Below are 14,854 nucleotides of genomic sequence, written 5' to 3' on the forward strand. Positions count from 1 at the left end.
TCCCGCCTATGGGCGATCACGCGACAGGTAGCGGCAATCTCTCTGATTATCTCTTCGTAGGCCACGACTGCATCACCGGACTGGTCCGGAAGGCCCCAAACGGCGGAGTCGATAGCTACGAAGGTTTCCAAGTGCTACCTCTAGTGGGCTGTCTTGGTAGTTTGTTTATTTATAATATAGGTTTGTGGGGTCGATTCAGAAAGATGCCCGACATCAATGCCCGCTTATGGATGGCATTTCGCTCATACAGCGAACGGCAGCGAGGGGTCGCCAGCGACCATTCGGCAGTATCGGTGCTCCCTCTAACCAGAACAGTTGCAAGCTTTAGCTCCTTCATCTGGAGGAGCTAATCATGAACGCAACGCCTACTAATGCAGGGCATCAGCCCTGGAATAAAGGAAAACTGGTTGGTCAGAAAGCACCGCTTAGGCTAAAGGATATCTGGGCCATCCGTGTCAGATTGTAAATCGCTGAAAAAACGCGCGACCTTGCACTTTTCAATCTGGCAATCGATAGCAAGCTGCGAGCCTGCGATCTGGTCAAGCTTCGAGTCCGGGACATGCCCATGGAGACCGCGTGGCGTCACGTGCCATTATCATGCAGCAGAAGACACAACGTCCCGTGCAGTTTGAGATCACTGAGCAGACAAGGGACGCCCTAGGAAACTGGATTCGGCACGCAATGCTCCGTGCGGAGGGTTTTCTCTTTCCGAGCCGGCTGCACGATTCTGATCACCTTCTACCCGACAGTATGCTCGCATCGTTGATGGCTGGGTAACGGCGATCGGCCTGGACTCCACTGCGTACGGAACCCATACGATGCGTCGAACAAAAGCCTCACCGATCTACCGACGGAAGAAGAATCTTCGAGCTGTCCAGCTACTGCTAGGCCATACGAAGCTCGAAAGCACGGTGAGATACTTGGGCATTGAGGTCGACGACGCGCTGGAGATAGCTGAACAGACGGAGGTGTGAGCCAGCCGGCCAAGTGCGGTGTTCGTGGGCGTCATCGAGGGTCCGGTCAGAAATGAGGGCGGACGTCGAGAGAAGCCTGGAACACGGCTGCTCTCGACCCAGAGGAAACGGCATAGGATGGAGTGGTGGGAGATGGTAGAAGTTGCCGAAAACAGTATGGCTGGCTGAGCTATTGATTGCCTTAAGTACGTCACTGACGTATGCCCTGCCCATGTTGACTATCATCGAATCCCCGCTGTTCACCAAGCTCTGGCCCCGATTACCGGACGGAGGATTAGCGTGGTGCCTTCATGACCTTACTCGCCAGCAATCCCGAGGTCGGCGCTGTCATTCCCGGTAGCGGTGATTGCCGCAAGGTGCGCTGGGGGATTGAAGGACGCGGCAAGAGCGGTTCCGTGCGCGTCATCTACACTGCGCAGTTGGCCAGCGGAGCCCTGGTGGCCCTGTTGATTTACGGCAGGGGCGCTACCGATAACATTCCGGCGCACATCCTGCGCAAAATCGCCAAGGAGATGAATCATGCCCCTGACTGAGAAAGAACTGCTTGAGCGAGAGGCCAAGCGCAACATCGGCAAGGAGTTGTTGGCCGCCATTGTCGATGTCAAAGCTGGACGCCACGGCGCCGTGCATCGCGTGGAATTGACCGAGGCCGCCGAGGCGCGCAGCAAAACCGGGCTGTCGCAGCCGAAATTCGCTGAGTTGCTAGGCGTGTCGGTGCGCACCCTGCAGGAGTGGGAACAAGGTCGCCGCTCGCCATCTGGCGCTGCGCGCTCACTGCTGCATATCGCCGCCCAGCGTCCAGACGTGTTCCAAGACGTACTTTCGGGCTGAGTGCGCACAGAGCAGAAATGAGAAACTGCTCAGATGACCAGCATGCCTGTAAGTCGCGTGATAAGCGGATTTCGGCCAGAAGCCGCCTTGCCTGGTCGCTCGGTTCTGGGACTTCTCAAAGGGGAACGGGAGCACGGTGACTTCAGCTCCGGCACGACATTGGCTATAGGACTGTGGTCATTTTGAATCGTTTGGAGTCTGTTTTATGCCGCATCTCAAGGATTTTTACTCAACCCCCTCGCAACTATGCGACGCTTCCCTGTTGAATTTAAGCCAATCTGTGCTTTAGGTTTTCGGGAGCAAATTGCAGCGTCCGCACGATGCCGAGTGCGCCCACAACTTCCTCCTCGGTGTGTGAAATGATTACGATCAGAGTGAACTAGCAGCGTTGGCATGCTCGGAAGCGTGGACCCGGCTCTACTCCAATGGTTTCATTTGTCATCATCCTACTCATGACGTTCAATGGATGACCCTTACAAGACTAGGGCTAAGCCACTATGCAGAAGGCGTATCGCTGAGGACGTGGATGGTAGACCGCCAACTTCCAGAGGATATGGTTCACGCATCACTACGGTCCACCGCGCTCCGTCTCTACAAGCAAGAATTGTTCGATACGGCTGTCTTTGAGGCGTTCAAAGTGCTTGAAGTGTCAATCCGTCAAGCGGCAAGCTTCGGCGATGAATTGCTTGGCACCAAGCTTGCCGCGCGTGCCTTTAACCCCGAAGAAGGGCCGCTGACGGACAAAAACAGCCGAACCCGGCGAACGCCAAGCGTTGATGAATCTGATGTCTGGTGCAATTGGAAGCTACAAGAACCCACAAAGCCATCGTCATGTAGGAGTTGAGGCTTCGGAGGCGCGGGAGATGATAATCATGGCATCCCACTTACTTGGCATTGTTGACAGTTGCCGCACTTTATAGCGGTGCCCCTCCACTGGTGACTGTGGCAACATGGCGATCTGCTCACGAGATAGCCGTAGTTGGGCTGCCTCCGGCCAATCTCCACCCATCACAGCAGGCCGGCCGAGAACGCGGCACCTCGCCAGTGCGCACGTCCTTTCGCTCGGCTCGGGATGAAACTTTATTTTCATCCCGTATCAGTCGCGGCGCGGGCCACGCCCTTCACTCCACCGTCACGCTCTTCGCCAGGTTGCGCGGCTGGTCGACGTCGGTGCCCTTGAGCACCGCGACGTGGTAGGACAGCAATTGCAGCGGCACGGTGTAGAGGATCGGCGCCAACTGGTGGTGGATGTGCGGCATCCGTACCGGGCGGGTGCCTTCGCCGTTGTGGATGCCAGCCTCGCCGTCGGCGAAGACGATCAGTTCGCCGCCGCGGGCACGGACTTCCTGCAGGTTGGATTTGAGTTTTTCCAGAAGCTCGTTGTTCGGCGCCACGGTGACCACCGGCATGCTCGCGTCGACCAGCGCCAGGGGGCCGTGCTTGAGTTCGCCGGCCGGATAGGCCTCGGCGTGGATGTAGGAGATTTCCTTGAGCTTGAGCGCGCCCTCCATCGCCACCGGGTACTGGGCGCCGCGGCCGAGGAACAGGCAGTTGTTCTTGTCGGCGAAGAATTCGGCGATTCGCTGGATGATGTCGTCCATCGCCAACGCTTCGTCGAGGCGCGCCGGCAGGCGGCGCAGCTCTTCGACCAGTTCGGCCTCGACCCCGGCGCCCAGGCTGCTGCGCGCCTGGCCGAGGGCCAAGGTTAAGAGCAGCAGGGCGACCAGTTGGGTGGTGAAGGCCTTGGTCGAGGCGACACCGATCTCCGGGCCGGCCTGGGTCAGCAGGCAGAGGTCGGATTCGCGTACCAGCGAGCTGGTGCCGACGTTGCAAATCGCTAGGCTGGCCAGGTAGCCGAGTTCCTTGGCGCTGCGCAGGGCGGCCAGGGTGTCAGCGGTCTCGCCGGATTGCGAGATGGTGACGAACAGGCTGTCCGGCTGCACCACCACCTTGCGGTAGCGGAACTCGCTGGCCACCTCGACTTGGCAGGGAATCCCGGCCAGCCCTTCCAGCCAGTAGCGGGCGACCATGCCGGCATGGAAGCTGGTGCCGCAGGCGACGATCTGCACGTTTTTCACCCGGCCGAACAGCTCGGCCGCCTGCGGGCCGAAGGCCTCGACCAGCACGTGGCTGGCCGCCAAGCGGTTTTCCAGGGTACGCCGCACCACGGTCGGCTGCTCGTGGATCTCCTTGAGCATGAAGTGGCGGAACTCGCCCTTGTCGGCGGCTTCGGCGCCGTCACGGTATTGCAGGGTCTCGCGTTGCACCGGGCGGCCCTGGGCATCCCAGATCTGCACGCCGTCGCGGCGGATCTCGGCGATGTCGCCCTCTTCCAGGTAGACGAAACGGTCGGTCACCTGGCGCAGGGCGATCTGGTCGGAAGCGAGGAAGTTCTCGCCGTGGCCGAGGCCGATCACCAGCGGACTGCCACTGCGCGCGGCGAGCAGGCGGTCCGGCTGGTTGGCGCCAATCACCGCCAGGCCGTAGGCGCCGTGCAGCTCGGGAATGATCGCCTTGAGCGCCGTGGTGAGATCGCCGGTTTCCTGCAGCTTGTGGTGCAGCAGGTGGACGATGACCTCGGTATCGGTGTCCGATTCGAAGCGGTAGCCGAGGCCCTGCAGGCGCTCGCGCAGTTGCAGGTAGTTCTCGATGATGCCGTTGTGCACCACCGCCACCTCGTCGGCGGAACAGTGCGGGTGGGCATTGCGCTCCAGCGGCGCGCCGTGGGTGGCCCAACGGGTGTGGGCGATGCCCAGGCGACCGGCCAGCGGCGCGGCCCGCAGCGCCTGCTCCAGCTCGGCGATCTTGCCCGGACGCCGGCAGCGGGCGAGTCGGCCCACGGCATCGATCACCGCCACGCCGGCGCTGTCGTAGCCCCGGTATTCCAGGCGCTTGAGCCCTTCCAGCAGGATCGGGGTGATGTTGCGTTCGGCGATGGCGCCAACGATTCCGCACATGGTGTGGTTCTCCTTCAGGCGGGTACGGCGACGCAGACCAGTTCCACGCCATGCGCCGCGATCTGTCCGCGCGCCTCGGGCGGGAGGCGCTCGTCGGTGATCAGGGTATGGATGCTGCTCCAGGGCAACTCCAGGTTGGGAATCCGCCGGCCGACCTTGTCGGACTCGACCATGACGACGACTTCCCGGGCGACTTCGGCCATGACCCTGGACAGGCCGAGCAGCTCGTTGAAGGTGGTGGTGCCGCGCGCCAGGTCGATGCCGTCGGCGCCGATGAACAACTGGTCGAAGTCGTAGGAGCGCAGCACCTGCTCGGCGACCTGGCCCTGGAAGGATTCCGAATGCGGGTCCCAGGTGCCGCCGGTCATCAGCAGCACCGGCTCGTTCTCCAGCTCGCGCAGGGCGTTGGCCACGTCAAGGGAATTGGTCATCACCACCAGCCCGCGCTTGTGCACCAACTCGGGGATCAGCGCCGCGGTGGTGCTGCCGCTGTCGACGATGATCCGCGCGTGCTCGCGGATGCGCGCGGCGGCGGCCCTGGCGATCGCCTGCTTGCCGGCGGACAGCGGGCGGTCCTCGGCCAGATCCTGCGGCAGCGGCACCGCGCCACCGTAGCGGCGCAGCAGCAGGCCGTTCTTCTCCAGGATGGCGAGGTCCTTGCGGATGGTGACCTCCGAGGTCTCGAAACGCCTGGCCAGTTCGTCGACGCTGACTTCGCCCCGTTCGGCGAGCAAGGCGAGGATGGCATGGCGGCGTTGCGGTGTGTTTCGCTTCGACATCTTTAAGTTTCGATTCGAAAGACAATGTGACGAATCAAAACCCAAAGCGCGCAGGCGGTCAAGGAGCCCGCTTCCACGGCCGACGAATGCGCCGCTCCGCCTTCATCGGCGGAACGGGCTGTCCTGGGCCTGTCGGCCTTCTGGAGAGGATTGCGACGAAGGCAACACCTGCCGCCCCATCCTCATAGCAGGCCGAAATCCAGCGGGTCGTGCTCGCTGTCGTCCTTCATTATCCAGCGCAGCGACTCGCCCACCATCAGGTAGGCATTGCCGGCGAGGATCTGCCGGCCGGCCAGCAGCTCGTACAGCGGCAGCCAGCGGCCCTGGCCGTCGCCGTCGGGCACGCGCAGCTTCAGTTCCGGGCTGGGCAGGTAGTGACCGTTGCGCACGCGCTGCCAGAGCTTGCGCGCCGGACGGTAGCCACTGTCGATTTCGGCGCGGGCCAGAACCTGGTTGAAGTAGGTGCGCTTCCTGCGCTCGGGACGCAACACACTAGCCGGGAAATGCGTGATGTTGCGCATCAGGTAGTCGGCGTAGAAGCCGTAGCGCCGGCCGATCGGGTACTCCTGACTGTGGGTCAGTTGCGAGCCGAGCACCTTGAGACCGGCCAGCATGAGTTGCAGCGGCAGGTATTCGCCCTGCTGCGGCTGCAGGCGGATCAGCCGTCCCTCCACTTCCAGGTCCAGCGGAGTCGCCAGGCGCTCGTAGAGCGCGCCGAGGGGATCGGCGGCGTACTCCTCGTCCTCGACGGCGCGGCCGAGGGCATAAGACAGCGCGTTGTGGCCGAACAGGTCGCGCTGTTCGGGATCGGCACCGCGTTCGAGCAGCGCCTCCGCCAGCGGCAGGTTGCCGGCTAGGGCGGCGAGCATCAGCGGGGTGGCGTCCATCGGCGTGCGGTGGTCGACGCCGTACTGGTCGCACTGGACGAGGATGTCCTTGAAGTTCTTCTTGTGGTAGGCGCCGAGCTGGCGCTCGACGAGGCTGTCGCGGGTGCGCCAGATCGAGCCCTGGCGGGCGTTGGCGATCAGTTGCACGGCGGGGTTCCAGTGCAGCGTATCGGACAGGTACTCGATATGTCGCTCCTGCTGGTGCCAGAGGGCGAAGTCGAGCAGTTGCTGACGCACCTTGTTGGAGACCTCCCGGGGATCGCGGGCACGCTCGATCATCGGCGTGGCGGTTTCCCAGTTCCACACCGGCCAGGGCACCTGACGGGTCCGGAGGATGTCGCGGCGGATCGCCTCGGCCTGTTCCTGCTTGCCCTGCTGCTCCAGGCGGTGCGCCTCGCGCTCCCAGTCCTCGCGGCTGGATTCGCTGGATTCGATTTCCAGCCGAACCTCGCCGCCTCGCACGCCCAGCAGTTGCAGCAGCGGATGTCCGTGATCGCTCTCGATCAGGTAGAGCCGCTCCACCGCGCGGGTCAGCGCGACGTACAGGGCGTTGACGTAGAACTTCCAAATCTCCAGCGATTTGTCCTGCTTGTCGCGGGCGCGGCGGTAGTCCAGCTCGTCCTTGTCCAGGTCGGCGGCGGTGACTCCCTCGCAGATTTCCGCATAGGCTTGGCGCTGGTCGGAGACGAAGCGGTAGAGAATGATGTTGGGGTATTCCAGCCCCTTGGCCTCGTGTACCGAGAACACCAGGGGTGTGCGAAAGTGCTTCCTCGCCTCGGCCTTGTCCTCATCGCGCAGCACCAGAACGGCGAACAGGGTGGAGGCGCGGGTTCTGGCGTCCAGGTCGCGCTTGATCGCGTCCTTGTCGGCCAAAAGGCGCACCTCGCCCGTCTCGTCGGAGGCGGACTCGACCAGGTGGTTGCTCTCGCGGTCGATGGAGCCGAAGCGGGTATGCTTGATCTTCAGCAAGTCGTTGGCCGCCCGGGTGACTTCGCGGGCGTTGCGGTAGTTGACCCGCAGTACCGAGAGGGTCTGCCGCTCGGCCAGCTCGGGATCGCGCCAGAACAGGCCCTTGACTGCGCTCCAGGAAAAGAAGTTGGGGTGCACGATCTGATTGGAGTCGCCGCAGAGTAGGAACTGGCCGGGTTTCCTGAGGGTTTTCAGTACCAACGCCAACTGGGCGTTGGTCAGGTCTTGCACTTCGTCGACGACGACGAAGTCGTAAGTGGGCTCGGCCAGCGCCTGCCATCGCTGGGCGACCAGATTAGTGTCGTACAGGCCGCTGTCGGCGAGCCAGGCCTGATAGCGCCGGAACAATTGGTGGACGGCGGCGCGCCGCTCGGCCGGGAAGATCGATTGGCGGGTTCCCAGGGCCAGGTAGGCGGCCTCGTCGAGCGCACCTTCCGGCTGACTGCCGATCACCCCGCGGAACTCCTCGAAGCACTGGTGGGCGTCGGTGAAGCGGTACTGCTGGCGGTGCCGCTCGAACCAGGCCTTGAAGGCCTGGAAGTTCACCTCGCGGCCTTCCGGCACCTTCAGGGTTTCGAGGAATTCGCGGTAAGCGAGGAACTGCGGCTCCTGGGCGTCGTTGCGGTAGCCGTTGGCGAAGTAGAGTTCGCGGGCATTGCGCGCCAGCCAGGGCGACTGGGTGACGTAGAGCAGTTCGCCCTCGGCCTGGCGCATCTTCTCCAGGGTCAGGGCGGTCTTGCCGGAACCGGCCGAGCCCACCAGGATCGCCGGCGGCGGCAGGCGGTAGATGACTTCCTGCGCATCGTCGAAGGAGATCACCTTGTCCAGCAGGTGGAATTCCCCGCGCCCCGGATGCAGGTAGCGCACCGGCGTGGCGGCGGCCTCGGCCTGCGCCGCGTCGGCTTCCTTGATCAGCGCCTCGTCGATCCTGGCGCCGCGCAGGAAGCGGGATTTCTCGTAGGTGTGGTTAGGGATGACCTCCAGGACCAGGCAGACGGTCTCGTCCCGGTAGCGGACGAAGCTCAGCAGCAGCCGGCTGGCCTGGTCGAGCTTGATGCGGAAATAGGGCGTCGGTGCCAGCTTCTTCAGGTCGACGCTGCGCCAGTCGTCGCGACCGATGGCGGCCATGGCTTTGTTCAGGGCGGTCTTCAGCCGGCCGGGTTCGAGCCCGGCGTAGGTCAGCACACGCATGCGCGGATATCCTATTTCTTTTGCTTGGTGGGTCGCTGCCAGCCTTCGATGTTGCGCTGACGACCGCGGCCGAGGGCCAGGTTGCCGGCCGGCACGTCCTCGGTGATCACCGAGCCGGCGCCGGTGGTAGCGCCGGCGCCGAGTTCGATCGGGGCGACCAGGGCACTGTTCGAGCCGATGAACACGTCCTCGCCCATCACCGTTCTGAACTTGTTGGCGCCGTCGTAATTGCAGGTGATGGTGCCGGCGCCGATGTTGGTCCGCGCGCCGATCTCGGCATCGCCCAGGTAGGACAGGTGCCCGGCCTTGGCGCCCTCGCCCAGCACGGCGTTCTTCAGCTCGACGAAGTTGCCGACGTGCGCCTTGGCGCCCAGCACCGCGCCCGGACGCAGGCGGGCGAAGGGACCGCAGTCGGCGCCCTCGCCCAGCTCGGCGCCTTCCAGGTGGCTATTGGCCTTGACCTGGGCGCCCCGGCGCAGGGTGCTGTCCTTGATCGTGCAGTTCGGGCCGATTTCCACGCCGTCCTCGATGATCACTTTGCCTTCAAGGATCACATTGACGTCGATCAGCACGTCGCGGCCGACCTCGACTTCGCCGCGCAAATCGAAACGCGCCGGATCGCGCAGGGTCACGCCCTGGGCCATCAGCCTCCGGGCGACGCGCGACTGGTAGTGGCGCTCCAGTTGGGCGAGCTGCAGGCGGTCGTTGGCGCCCTGCACCTCCATGGCGTCCTGCGGCTGCTCGGTGGCGATCGTCAGGCCGTCGGCCACCGCTATGGCGATCACGTCGGTGAGGTAGTACTCGCCTTGGGCATTGTCGTTGGACAGCCGCCCCAGCCAGTCGGCCAGGCGCGCGCCGGGCACCGCGAGGATGCCGGTATTGCCTTCGCAAATGGCGCGCTGTTCGGGGCTAGCGTCCTTGTGCTCGACGATGGCGACCACCCGCCCGGCGGCATCGCGGACGATCCGCCCGTAGCCGCTGGGATCGACCAGGTCCACGGTGAGCAGGGCCAGGCGCTCGGGGCCGACCTGTGCTAGCAGGCGATGCAGGGTATCCGCCTCGATCAGCGGCACGTCGCCGTAGAGGATCAGTACCCGCTCGGCGGACAGCGCCGGCAGCGCCTGGGCCACTGCGTGCCCGGTGCCCAGTTGCTCGGCCTGCAGGACGAAGTTCAGGTCGTCCGCAGCCAGCCGCGCGCGCACCAGTTCAGCGCCGTGCCCGATCACTACGTGGATACCCTGCGGCTGCAGTTGGCGGGCCGTGGCGACGACATGGCCGAGCATCGAATTGCCGGCGACCGGGTGCAGGACTTTCGGCAGGGCGGAACGCATGCGCGTGCCCTGGCCGGCGGCGAGAATGACGATATCGAGGGACATGGGAAGGATCCTGGACATGGCGATGGTTGAAGCCTCGGCCAAGCCCGGCGCACGGGCAAGGGCGACCGGGCCAGACTTTGCTCCCTGGGGCCAGGCTTTTCAATGTCCAGCAGCAACCGTGCCACGGGTTTTCCCGCACGGGTCCATGGCGGAGCGTTTATCCGGGCGTAGCCGAAACGTTATGATGTAACGGTAAGCGCCTTCGCGTTCACCAGCCCGCCGGCCCTCGTCGCAGCCCTGCCGAGAGCGCGCGAAGCCCGCTCCGGGTGTCGCCCGGCCGACAGACAGGTGCGGGCCACGCCATTAGTGTGCCCCCGATTCGTAACCGAGAAGAAAGCGGCATGATTTAGCGAAACGACACGTCCGTTCTGTTGGTGACCGGGATGATTCTCGGTCTGCTGTCCGAGATCGCCGCCGGCCAGGGCGTGGAGGTTCTCGAAGCCATCGCCATCGGCGCGGACCAGGAGAGCGCCAGCGGCCCGGTCCGCGGCTACCGTGCCCGGCGTTCGGCCAGCGCCACCAAGACCGATGCCGCGATCGAGGAAATCCCACAGTCGGTCAGCGTGATTCCCGCCCAGGTGCTGGATGATCTGCACAGCCCGCGCATCGAGCGGGCGCTCGATTTCGCCGGCGGCATGGCGCGGCAGAACGACTTCAGCGGACTGACCCTATACGAATACAGCGTGCGCGACCTGACCACCGTCGAGTTCTACAAGGACGGCTTCAGCGTCAACCGCGGCTACATGAACTCGCCCGACGCGACCAACATCGAGCGCCTCGAAGTGCTCAAGGGGCCGGCCTCCAGCCTGTACGAGCGGGGCGATCCCGGTGGTACCGTCATGGTCAGCAAGCGCCCGCAGCGCGAGCGTTTCGCCCGCCTCGACTGCGGCTCCGGCGCATTCTGATCCAGGCCATCATGGGCCTGCTGCCGCCCTCGCTGCGCGCCAGCGGAACCATCCGCGTCGACGGCCACGACCTCGCCACGCTGCCCCGGCGCGAACTGGAACGCCTCTGCCATGCTGCCGCAGGTACCCCGGCACGCCCTCGACCCGCTGATGCGCGCCGGCCGGCAGGTCGCCGAGGTCTACGCCTGCGTGCTGCGACAGGACGCGGAACGGGCCGCCGCGAACGCCCGCCGCGACCTGGCCGGCGTCGGCCTGGAGCAGGCCGGCGACAAACTGCCCGGCCAGCTTTCCGGCGGCATGGCCCAGCGCCTGGCCTTCTGCGCCGCGACAGCCGGCGGCGCGCAGATCGTCCTCGCCGACGAGCACCACTGCGCCCTGTTGCTGGTCAGCCACGATCCCGAACTGGTGGAGAGGGTCTGCGAGCGCACTTTGCGGCTGGGGTAGCTCCCTCTCCTCCGGCCCCTGGGCCACTGCCGGCAATGCGCCGGTGGCAACATGTCCCGGGCGGCCTGGTGAATCAACCCTGCCTCCCTCTCCCTTCCGGGGAGAGGGTCGGGGAGAGGGAAACCGGCCCGCAGAGAGCCGCCAACTACCCTCTCCCCCGGCCCCTCTCCCACATGGGAGAGGGGAGAAACCGTGCCCCACTGCCGGCAATGCATTGGCGGCGGCATGTCCCAAGCGCCCTAGTGGATCAACCCTGCCTCCCTCTCCCTTCCGGGGAGAGGGTCGGGGAGAGGGAAACCGGCCCGCAGAGAGCCGCCAACTACCCTCTCCCCCGGCCCCTCTCCCACGTGGGAGAGGGGAGAAACCGTGCCCCACTGCCGGCAATGCATTGGCGGCGGCATGTCCCAAGCGCCCTAGTGGATCAACCCTGCCTCCCTCTCCCTTCCGGGGAGAGGGTCGGGGAGAGGGGAACCAGCCCGCAGAGAGCCGCCAACTACCCTTTCCCCGGCCCCTCTCCCGCATGCGAGAAGGAAAAAACCGCGCCTCACTGTCGGCAATGCGCCGGCGGCAGCACGTCCTGAGCGGCTTGGCGGGTCATCGCGGCCAGTTCGCCGGCGTTCCTGGCGTTGAACACCTGGCCGCCGGTAGCCTGGGCCAGGCAGTTGCCGGCGCCGGTACTGGCGATGTCGACCACGTTGATCTTCAGGTGCGGCTTGCGCCGCGCCAGGTCGCGGGCCACCGCGCAGGGGTCTTGGTGACAGCTCTCCTCGCCGTCGGAGACCACCACCATCACCGACTCGCGGTTGACGCCGTCGAGCATCTGTCCAGCCTTGGCGACGCCGTCGGCCAGCGGCGTGCCCTCCACCGGCTGGATGGAATTCAGGCGCGCCAGCAGGCCACCGCGCTGGGCCGGGGTGAAGAAGCCCATGCTGCGCGAAGCGGGGCAGCGCTCGATCAGCACCAGGCCGGCGCTGACATCGCTGGGCAGGTGCTGGACCACCGCGGTGGTCGCCTGCTTGGCCGCGGTGATGCGCTTGGGCTCGCGGTACAGGTGGCCGGTGGTGTCGATCCCCGGATTGCCGCCCAACAGCACGCGCGCGGCGATGTCGGTCATGCCTTGCATCATCACCGCCCGGTCGATCTCCTGCTTGGTCGCCAGCAGGCTGATGTCCATCGAGCCGGAGGCGTCGAACACGATGGCCAACTCCGGCGCCACTTCCTGGGGTCGCTCGTCCGGACAGAGATTCTTGGCGTTGACGATCAGTTGCTGCCGGCACTGCTGCTTGAGCTTCGCCTCAACTTCGCCGCGCAGTGCCGGGTTCTGCTTGACCTGCGGGTCCTGGCTGAGCAGTTGCTGCAGACTGTTGCAGTTGCCGCCTGCGGCGGCGATGCGCTTGCGCGCCAGTTCGACCGGGTCCGGCTTGGGCTCGGGTTTTGGCTCCGGCTTGGGCTCGGGCTTCGGTTCGGGCTCCGGCTTCGGCTTCGGCTTCGGCTCGGCTTTCGGTTCGGGCTTGGGCGGCACCGCCTCGACTTTGGGCGCCGGCGGCACCACGGGTTCGGGTTCTACTTTTTCCTCGGGCACGGCTTCCGGCTCGGGCTCGGGTTCCTCGACCGGCGGAGTCTTTTCCTCGACCGGCGGCTCGGGTTGTTCCTGGACGACCGGCGGCTCGGTCGCGGCGATCGGCTCCGCCGGCGGCTCCTGGCGGCCGAACAGCCACCACCAGAGACCGGCGAGCAAGGCCAGCAATAACAACAGGAGGAGCAGCCAGGGCCACCAGCGGCGTTGCGGCCCGGCGGCGAGGGACGCGGCGCCGGCGGTAGCCAGGGCCGCCGGCGCCGCTCCCGGCAATTCGGCGGCGGTTGGCGGCGGCACGGGCGGTGCGGGCGGCTCGCCACCACCCCAGAAGGTCACCAGCGGCTGGCCGTTCAGCGCATAGAGAGTGGCGGTGTCCGGGTAGCGCGCGGCCTGGCGCAACAGCTCGGCCTGGCGCTTGCCTTCCTCGCCCTGCCCTTCGAGACGCCCGGCCAGTTCCGCGATGGAGGCCAGGCGCTCGTCCAGCAACTGGCGCACTTGGCGCGCTTCCTGCGGCGCCAGCTCGGCGAAAGGCACCGGCTGGCCGCCCAAGTCCGAGTACCACTCGACGATGTCACCCTCGGCCTGCCTAGGCTTGGCGAACAGGGCCGCCGTGCTCGGCGGCAGGTGGCGGCGCAGGATGGCCGTCAGTTCCGCGTGGCCGGCCAGGGCATCGGCCGCGCTGCGCCCGGCACTGGATGAACGGGTGATTCGCTTCATGCTCGCCTCGATCGGTCAGCGCAGGCCCAGGTCGCTTTCCAGGCTGGCAAGCCGGGTGCGCAGTTTCTGCAGTTCGTACTGTTTCTGCGCCACCGCCTTTGCGTCGTTCTGGCGGTTGATGCCGGCCATTTCCTTTTCCAACGCGGCGATCTCGTTCTGCAGTCGCTGGTCGTTGCGGCTCTTTTGCTTGAGTTCGGCGAGCAGTGCGTTCATCGCCTTGTTCAGCGCGGCGTATTCGTCGCGCTGGCGGCTCAGTTCGCGGCCGACCTCGCTGCGCTCCTTGTCGAGGGCGGCGTAAGTATCGCGGAACAACTGGTTGGTCTTGCGCTCGTCGAGCAGGATCTTTTCCTTCTGCTCGACACGCTGGGCGTAACCGCCGTGCACGTTGCAGCCGAACTTGGTGGCAAAACCGGCATCGGCGTTGCGCGGATCGCACTCCTGCGGGGTCACCGCGCAGGCGCCGAGTGACAGGCCGGCGGCGACAAGAGACAGGAATCGGAAGAATCGGTGCATGGTTCAGCCCAGGCGGATGGCGGAGCGTTGTCGGTAGAGCTGGTCGATCTCGGCTTCGAGGGCGTTGATCTGCCGCTGCATGCTGTTGATTTCGGCATTCAGCGTGTCCATGCGCGCGGCACTGGCGCCGCCGCGTTCGGCGGCGGCCACCTTGCGCCATTCCTCCTGCTTGCTGCGGGCATTGGCCAGCTTGTCGCGGAGGAATACCAGATTGGCGTCGACCTTGGCCAGGCGCTGCTGGGCATAGGCCTTCTGTACCCGCTTGGAAGCGATGTCGCGCTCGATCATGGCGATGCTCTGGCGGTCGTCGGCGATCACCGTGCGCGCGGTGCGGCTCAGGTCCTGCAGTTCCAGGTTGTCCTTGCGCACGTCGGCGATGGCCGCGTCGAGGCGCTGCTCGATGTTGGCATACTGGCTGCGACGCTGGTCGAGGTAGTAGTTGGCGCTCATGCCGGCGCCGCAGCCGAGCATCGCCGCGCCGGCCATGCACTCGCCCTTCCTGTCCGGATTGGCCAGTTGGCAGGCCAGCACGCCAACCACCGCGCCACCGGCACAGGCCTGCCAGCCGGACTTGCTGAAGAAGCGCGCCGAGCTGCTGTTGGACAGCCGCGGGTCGGTCTGTCCCGTGCCGGGGCCGTTCAGGGTCTCGCAACCCGCCAACGACAGGGCGAGCACCGCCCAGGCGATTCGTTTAGCCGTGAACGAGGCGACCATCATCTCCAGTCTCGCTATCTC

General features: G+C 65.4%; 10 protein-coding genes and 3 pseudogenes. 6 read left to right on the forward strand and 7 right to left on the reverse strand.

The window, feature by feature from the left end:
* Nucleotides 1-466 precede the first annotated feature (466 nt).
* The 4 genes and pseudogenes from ACGI6K_RS21420 to ACGI6K_RS21435 all read left to right on the forward strand — a co-directional run bounded on the left by ACGI6K_RS21420 (nucleotide 467) and on the right by ACGI6K_RS21435 (nucleotide 2,725).
* Nucleotides 467-974: pseudogene (locus ACGI6K_RS21420) on the forward strand (tyrosine-type recombinase/integrase).
* Between the two features lie 290 nt (nucleotides 975-1,264).
* Nucleotides 1,265-1,507, forward strand: a complete 243-nt coding sequence (locus ACGI6K_RS21425; protein WP_376947435.1) for a hypothetical protein — start codon at nucleotides 1,265-1,267, stop codon at nucleotides 1,505-1,507.
* Entirely contained in the window at nucleotides 1,494-1,805 is a 312-nt protein-coding gene (locus tag ACGI6K_RS21430; RefSeq protein ID WP_376947433.1) for a helix-turn-helix domain-containing protein, read from the forward strand. Before ACGI6K_RS21425 ends, ACGI6K_RS21430 begins: the two co-directional genes overlap by 14 nt.
* A gap of 553 nt (nucleotides 1,806-2,358) precedes the next feature.
* Nucleotides 2,359-2,725, forward strand: a pseudogene (locus ACGI6K_RS21435) (TIGR02391 family protein).
* Nucleotides 2,726-2,926: 201 nt separating this feature from the next.
* Here ACGI6K_RS21435 and glmS read toward each other — a convergent pair.
* The 4 genes from glmS to glmU all read right to left on the reverse strand — a co-directional run bounded on the left by glmS (nucleotide 2,927) and on the right by glmU (nucleotide 9,964).
* On the reverse strand, nucleotides 2,927-4,762 hold the full coding sequence (gene glmS, locus ACGI6K_RS21440; protein ID WP_376947431.1) for a glutamine--fructose-6-phosphate transaminase (isomerizing): 1,836 nt from the start codon (nucleotides 4,760-4,762) through the stop codon (nucleotides 2,927-2,929).
* 14 nt (nucleotides 4,763-4,776) lie between these two features.
* The gene (locus tag ACGI6K_RS21445; RefSeq protein ID WP_376947429.1) at nucleotides 4,777-5,541 is read right to left on the reverse strand and encodes a DeoR/GlpR family DNA-binding transcription regulator; all 765 of its coding nucleotides are present in this window, start codon (nucleotides 5,539-5,541) and stop codon (nucleotides 4,777-4,779) included.
* A gap of 182 nt (nucleotides 5,542-5,723) precedes the next feature.
* Nucleotides 5,724-8,588: a 3'-5' exonuclease gene (locus ACGI6K_RS21450; RefSeq protein WP_376947427.1), complete on the reverse strand. Its 2,865-nt coding sequence runs from the start codon at nucleotides 8,586-8,588 to the stop codon at nucleotides 5,724-5,726.
* An 11-nt stretch (nucleotides 8,589-8,599) separates the two neighbouring features.
* Entirely contained in the window at nucleotides 8,600-9,964 is a 1,365-nt protein-coding gene (gene glmU / locus ACGI6K_RS21455; protein ID WP_376947425.1) for a bifunctional UDP-N-acetylglucosamine diphosphorylase/glucosamine-1-phosphate N-acetyltransferase GlmU, read from the reverse strand.
* A 383-nt stretch (nucleotides 9,965-10,347) separates the two neighbouring features.
* On the opposite strand from glmU, the pseudogene ACGI6K_RS21460 reads away from it, so the two are divergent.
* Together ACGI6K_RS21460 and ACGI6K_RS21465 are read left to right on the forward strand one after the other, a co-directional pair.
* Nucleotides 10,348-10,866: pseudogene (locus ACGI6K_RS21460) on the forward strand (TonB-dependent receptor plug domain-containing protein); the annotation flags it as partial.
* Nucleotides 10,867-10,980: 114 nt separating this feature from the next.
* On the forward strand, nucleotides 10,981-11,313 hold the full coding sequence (locus tag ACGI6K_RS21465; protein ID WP_376947423.1) for an ATP-binding cassette domain-containing protein: 333 nt from the start codon (nucleotides 10,981-10,983) through the stop codon (nucleotides 11,311-11,313).
* Between the two features lie 544 nt (nucleotides 11,314-11,857).
* Here ACGI6K_RS21465 and ACGI6K_RS21470 read toward each other — a convergent pair.
* The 3 genes from ACGI6K_RS21470 to ACGI6K_RS21480 are packed head-to-tail and all read right to left on the reverse strand — an operon-like array spanning nucleotide 11,858 to nucleotide 14,836.
* Nucleotides 11,858-13,606, reverse strand: a complete 1,749-nt coding sequence (locus ACGI6K_RS21470) for a VWA domain-containing protein (protein WP_376947421.1) — start codon at nucleotides 13,604-13,606, stop codon at nucleotides 11,858-11,860.
* Between the two features lie 15 nt (nucleotides 13,607-13,621).
* Entirely contained in the window at nucleotides 13,622-14,119 is a 498-nt protein-coding gene (locus ACGI6K_RS21475) for a hypothetical protein (RefSeq protein WP_376947419.1), read from the reverse strand.
* A gap of 3 nt (nucleotides 14,120-14,122) precedes the next feature.
* Entirely contained in the window at nucleotides 14,123-14,836 is a 714-nt protein-coding gene (locus ACGI6K_RS21480) for a hypothetical protein (protein WP_376947417.1), read from the reverse strand.
* Nucleotides 14,837-14,854: the final 18 nt, after the last annotated feature.

Source organism: Azorhizophilus paspali (assembly GCF_043587585.2).
Taxonomy (GTDB): domain Bacteria; phylum Pseudomonadota; class Gammaproteobacteria; order Pseudomonadales; family Pseudomonadaceae; genus Azotobacter; species Azotobacter paspali.

Bases quoted from the DNA above. Each gene is read 5' to 3' on its own strand.
- ACGI6K_RS21445 (WP_376947429.1), bottom strand. From the start codon at position 5,541: ATGTCGAAGCGAAACACACCGCAACGCCGCCATGCCATCCTCGCCTTG.
- ACGI6K_RS21465 (WP_376947423.1), top strand. From the start codon at position 10,981: ATGCTGCCGCAGGTACCCCGGCACGCCCTCGACCCGCTGATGCGCGCC.
- ACGI6K_RS21475 (WP_376947419.1), bottom strand. From the start codon at position 14,119: ATGCACCGATTCTTCCGATTCCTGTCTCTTGTCGCCGCCGGCCTGTCA.
- glmU (WP_376947425.1), bottom strand. From the start codon at position 9,964: ATGTCCCTCGATATCGTCATTCTCGCCGCCGGCCAGGGCACGCGCATG.
- ACGI6K_RS21450 (WP_376947427.1), bottom strand. From the start codon at position 8,588: ATGCGTGTGCTGACCTACGCCGGGCTCGAACCCGGCCGGCTGAAGACC.
- ACGI6K_RS21480 (WP_376947417.1), bottom strand. From the start codon at position 14,836: ATGATGGTCGCCTCGTTCACGGCTAAACGAATCGCCTGGGCGGTGCTC.
- ACGI6K_RS21425 (WP_376947435.1), top strand. From the start codon at position 1,265: ATGACCTTACTCGCCAGCAATCCCGAGGTCGGCGCTGTCATTCCCGGT.
- ACGI6K_RS21430 (WP_376947433.1), top strand. From the start codon at position 1,494: ATGCCCCTGACTGAGAAAGAACTGCTTGAGCGAGAGGCCAAGCGCAAC.
- ACGI6K_RS21470 (WP_376947421.1), bottom strand. From the start codon at position 13,606: ATGAAGCGAATCACCCGTTCATCCAGTGCCGGGCGCAGCGCGGCCGAT.
- glmS (WP_376947431.1), bottom strand. From the start codon at position 4,762: ATGTGCGGAATCGTTGGCGCCATCGCCGAACGCAACATCACCCCGATC.